The 4,934-nt window shown below is 69.8% G+C and carries 3 protein-coding genes; all 3 read right to left on the bottom strand.

What is annotated here, in order from left to right:
* On the bottom strand, window positions 1–2,993 hold a 2,993-nt coding region (locus tag VRZ77_RS21575), incomplete at its 3' end, for an EAL domain-containing protein (RefSeq protein WP_414594619.1).
* A gap of 240 nt (window positions 2,994–3,233) precedes the next feature.
* Window positions 3,234–4,310, bottom strand: coding sequence for a tetratricopeptide repeat protein (locus VRZ77_RS21570; RefSeq protein ID WP_414594620.1), 1,077 nt, complete (start codon window positions 4,308–4,310; stop codon window positions 3,234–3,236).
* A gap of 2 nt (window positions 4,311–4,312) precedes the next feature.
* Window positions 4,313–4,934: thiamine phosphate synthase (locus VRZ77_RS21565; RefSeq protein WP_414594618.1), on the bottom strand; the 622-nt coding region annotated here is incomplete at its 5' end.

Genomic DNA, 4,934 nt, shown 5'->3' with positions numbered 1-4,934 from the left:
GCACCGGGGTCGCGCGAGGCATTGCGCGAGCCGGGGCGCGCCAGCATGCGGCCGCGCTCCAGCAGCGAGGCCGGCTGGGTCTCGGGCTGCAGCAGCTTGCGGGCGTCTTCCGCCGACATCGGCTCGCCGAACAGATAGCCCTGCCCGTAGCGGCAGCCGATCTTGCCGAGCGCCACGGCGGCGGGCTCGGCCTCAATGCCTTCGGCCACAATGTCCATCCCGAGGTCGTGCGCCATGTTGACGATGGTGCGCAGGATGATCGGGCGCTGAGCCTTGTTGCCGTTGCGCCCCAGCGCCTTCACGAAAGTGCGGTCGATCTTGATGGTGTCGAACGGGAAGCGCTGGAGATAGGCCATGGAGGAATAGCCGGTGCCGAAATCGTCCAGCGCGAGCCCGGCGCCGAGTTCGCGCATGCGCATGAGGATCTGCGCGGCGTATTCCGGGTTCTCCATGGCGAGCGATTCGGTCAGCTCCAGCTTCAGCGTGCCGGGCGCCACCACGTTGCGCGCCAGCACCGCCTTGATGTCCTGCAGCAGATCGTGCCGCAGCATCTGGCGGGAGGAGACGTTCACGCACATGAACACCGGCTCGCCGCGCATGCCGCGCTGCCAGATGCCGAGCTGGCGGGCCGCGGTGTCGAGCATGAACAGGCCGAGATCGACGATGAGGCCGGTATCCTCGGCGATGCCGATGAAATCGTCCGGGCCGAGCGTGCCGAGCGTGGGGTGCTGCCAGCGCGCCAGCGCCTCGAAGCCGGCGATGGCGCGGGTCTGGAGGTCGACGATCGGCTGGTAGGCAACATTAATTTCGCCGCGCTCCAGCGCCTGGCGCAGGTCGCTCTCCAGGGTCAGCCGGTCGAGCTTGTGGGTGCGCATGGAGGGGCGGAACACCTCGATGCGGTCGCCGCCGACGCGCTTGGCGAAATACATGGCCAGCTCCGCGTCCTTGAGCATTTCGGTGGGGGCGCGGGACTGGCCGTCGGCGAGCAGCAGGCCGATCGAGGCGGTGATGAAGATTTCGCGGTCGCCGAAGGTGATGGGCGCGCGCAGCGTGCGGCGCAGCGTGTCGGCGAAGGCGGTGATGCGCTCGGGGTCCTTCTCCGAGAGCAGGATCAGCGCGAAATGGTCACCGCCGAGCCGCGCCAGCGTGTCCTGCTGCTTGGTCAGGCGCATCAGGCGGCGGGCGACGGTGAGCAGGATGGAATCGCCGGCCGGCATGCCCAGGCTGGCATTGACCTGTTTGAAGCGGTCGAGGTCGACCATCATGATGGTCGGCTTCAGCGTGTCGTCCGAGCGCGCCATGCCGATCGCCGAGGTCAGCCGGTCGATGAACAATTCGCGGTTCGGCAGGCCGGTCAGGTTGTCATGCACCGCGTCGTGGAGCATGCGCTCCTCGGCCGTGCGGCTTTCGGTGACGTCGGAGAGCGTGCCGATGCAGCGCACCACCTCGCCGTCTGTGCCAACCACCGGCCGGGCGCGCAGGTTGAACCACAGATAGTGGCCGTCATGGGCGCGCAGGCGGAAATCCTGGTCGATGCGCCCGCGCCGCTGGTCGAGCAGCCCGTCCAGCGTGGCGCGGAAGCGGTCGCGATCGCCGGGGTGGATGATGTCAAGCCAGCCGGCGGCCTCGGTCTCCAGCGCGCCCTGCTTGAGCCCGAGCAGCAGTTCGGCCTCGGGGCTGACATGGATGCGGTCGGTGTCGACGTCCCAGTCCCACACGATGTCGCCCGAGCCGGCGACGGCGAGCGCGCGGCGCTCCAGCTCCTGCGCGCTGCCGGCTACGGCGCCGATGCCGGCGAAGGCGTGCTGCATCACGGTGAAGCCGATCAGCATCACGATCAGCACCAGGCCGCCGAGCAGGGCGGGGGCTACAAGGTCGTTGCCGATGGCGCCCGAAACCGCCATGCCGGCGGTGATGACCCAGACCACCAGCAGGAACAGGGTGGGGATGATCAGCACCGCGCGGTCGTAGCGGTGGAAGGCGAGCCACAGCACCACGCCGAAGCCCATGAACGACACGATCATCAGCGAGGGCCGCGCGATGCCCGCCGCCGCCGAGGGGTCGAGCAGCGCGAGCCCTACCAGCGCCGCGAGGAACACCAGCCAGCCGGCGGTGATGTGGGCGTAGCGCACATGCCAGCGGTTGAGATTGAGATAGGCGAACAGGAATACGACGAGGGTCGCGGCAAGAATCGCCTCGCCCGCCGCGCGCCAGAATTGCTGCGCCAGCGGTGAGATGCCGAACACCTTCGACCAGAAGCCGAAATCGAGGCCGATATAGCCGAGCACCGCCCAGGCCAGCGCCGCGGCGGCCGGGAACATGATGGAGCCCTTCACCACGAACAGGATGGTGAGGAACAGCGCCAGCAGGCCGGCGATCCCGATGACGATGCCGTTATAGAGCGTGAAGGAGTTCACCTTGTCCTTGAACGCCTCCGGCTCCCACAGATAGAGCTGCGGCAGGTGGGCGTCGGTCAGCTCCGCCACCAGCGTCACCGTGGTGCCGGGGTCGAGCGTGATCATGTAGACGTCGGCATCCGCCGCGTTCTGCTTTTCCGGGCGGAAGCCCTGGCTCGCGGTGATGTTGAGAATGCGCCGGTTGCCGAGATCGGGCAGGAACACGCCGGAGCCGACCATACGGTAATGCGGCGCGACGATCAGCCGGTCGACCTGTTCGTCGGTGTTGTTGGTGAGGGCGAACACCGCCCATTTGCTGCCGTTCGGCCCGGGCACCGCCGCGCGCACCTCGATGCGGCGCACGATGCCGTCGGCGCCCGGCACGGTGGAAATCTGCAGCCGGTCGGTTTCGCTGGTGTGGATCTCGATCGCGGGGGCGAGATCGACCACCGGCGTGTCCAGCCGGATCGCCACCGATTCCAGCGCCATCGCGGCGGGAGCTGACAACAGGGCGGCGACCAGCAGCGCGGACAGGCACAGGGCGCGCAGCGCCTGCGGGAGGGAGGGCAGGTATCGACGGAAGACGGTCAAAAACATACCTCTGATAGTGCCGCGAAAGCCGCTCCCGCAGCGCCTTCCGAAACCAGTCCCCTGCCGGCGGCGCGAGCGCGCCAGCCCTTGCCCCGTTCCGCGCCACGATGAGTAGCGGCGCAAAGCGGCTGGGGCAAGGCATGGCCGCCATTCCGGCACGGCAAAGCGTGCTGCGGGGCGGGTATGCGACGGCATCCGGGCGGTGGCAAGGCAGGCGGTGGCAAGGCAGGAGGGCGCAATGCGACCTCACGGCGTCGCCGTGCCACTCCACACCGCCAGCCGCTGCTGGGCCTGGGTGCGCTGCTGGGGTGTAAGCTGTTCCATCATCTTGTCGAGCGCGGGGTCGTCCAGCTTCTGCGCCTTGGCGGCAAGGTGCCAGGTGGCGGCGGCCACCAGATCCTGCGGCACACCGCGCCCGGCGGAGAGGATGCGGGCGTAGCGGTTCTGCGCGATGGCGTTGCCGGCGAGCGCGGCCTTGCGGAAGAGCTCGGCGGCGCGCTCCTCGTCCTTGGGCACGCCGAAGCCGTTGAACACCGCGATGGCATATTCCGTGGTCGCGACCCGGTTGCCGACAATATCGGCGCGTTGCAGCAGCCGCGCCATCTCCACCGGGTCCTTCGGCACGCCGTGGCCGTCGCGATACAGCGTCGCGAGGGCATAGAGCGCGTCGGGCTGGTCGAGATCGGCGGCGCGCTGGAACCAGCCCGCCGCGATCGCCGGCTCCTTCGGCGCGACCTGTCCTTCCAGATAGATCAGGCCGAGATTATAGGCGGCGGCGGCGTTGCCCTTCTCGGCGGCCTGCCGGAGCCGGTCGACGGCATTGTCCTTGTTCAGCGCGCCGCGTCCGAGATCCATGGCGGCCAGCGTGAACAGCGCATCGGCATTGCCCTTGGCGGCGGCGGCCTCGAACCATTTGCGCGCGGCGACACCGTCCTGCCGCACGCCATAGCCCTGCGAGAGCAACTCGCCCACCAGCACCATCGAGGCCGGATCGCCGTCGCGATTGGCGCGCTGTACCGCGAGATCGAAAGCGGTCTTGAACTTGCCGCGCTGGTAGGCTGAGAACGCCGGGTCGGGCGAAACCGGGCTCGCCTTGGATGCGGCCGGTTTGGCCGCCGGTTTCGTGGCGGGCTTCGCGGGCGAGTTGGCGGTCGCGGGCTTCGCGGGCTGCGCGGGCCGCGCGCTCGCGGGCGCGTTGACCTGCGCCGCCACGGGGCCCGCAACCGCCACGAGCGCGAGGCCGGCGGCAAGCGGCGCAAGAAGACTCCGTGAAAGAAGACGCCGCGCAAGGAAGTGCCCGGCAATGATCGGCCGGTGCGGCATGTTCACGCCTCATCCCCGCTGCCGGCGAGGCTGCGGGCGAGCGCTTCGACGCGTTCCGGCGTTGCACCAATGGCGAGGTCGTCCACCGCGACGAAGTCTGCGCCGACATCCACCAGCGCCTCGACCTCCTCCAGCGTGCGCGCATAGGCGACGCAGGGCAGCTCGAAAAGCTGTGCCCACCAGTCGGCGCGCTCCAGCGTGGCCTCGAAGGGCGGGCGCCGGCCGGCAAGGTCGGGCTCGCCGAACATCACATAGTCTGCGCCTAGCTCCCCGGCGGTCATCGCGTCGTGCTTGCTGCGCAGTCCGCCGACGCCGGCGATGCCATGCGGGCGCAGCACCGGCAGCGCGCCCTTGAGCGCGGCGGTGTCGTCGAGATGCGCGCCGTCAGCCTCGATCGCCTCGGCGAGCGCGACATTGCCCTCGATCAGCAGCGCGGCACCCGCGTCGCGGCAGGCCGCCACCACCGGGCGCAGCGCCGCGCCGGGCGGCGCGTCGCCGACCGGGCGCAGCAGCACCGCGGCGACGTCCAGCGCGGCCATCGCCGTTGTCAGCGCCGGCGTGAGCGCGGGGAGGGCGCCGTCGTCGAGGCGCGCCAGCAGATAGAGGCGCGGCGCGGGGCGGGGG

The organism is Ancylobacter sp. G4_0304 (assembly GCF_047501495.1).
In the GTDB taxonomy this organism is placed as follows: domain Bacteria; phylum Pseudomonadota; class Alphaproteobacteria; order Rhizobiales; family Xanthobacteraceae; genus Ancylobacter.
Note: the sequence above shows the minus strand (reverse complement) of the source record. Positions and strands in the feature narration are given on the sequence as shown.

Excerpts from the sequence above, each read along its gene's own strand:
- VRZ77_RS21570 (WP_414594620.1), bottom strand. The coding sequence starts at position 4,310 with ATGCCGCACCGGCCGATCATTGCCGGGCACTTCCTTGCGCGGCGTCTT.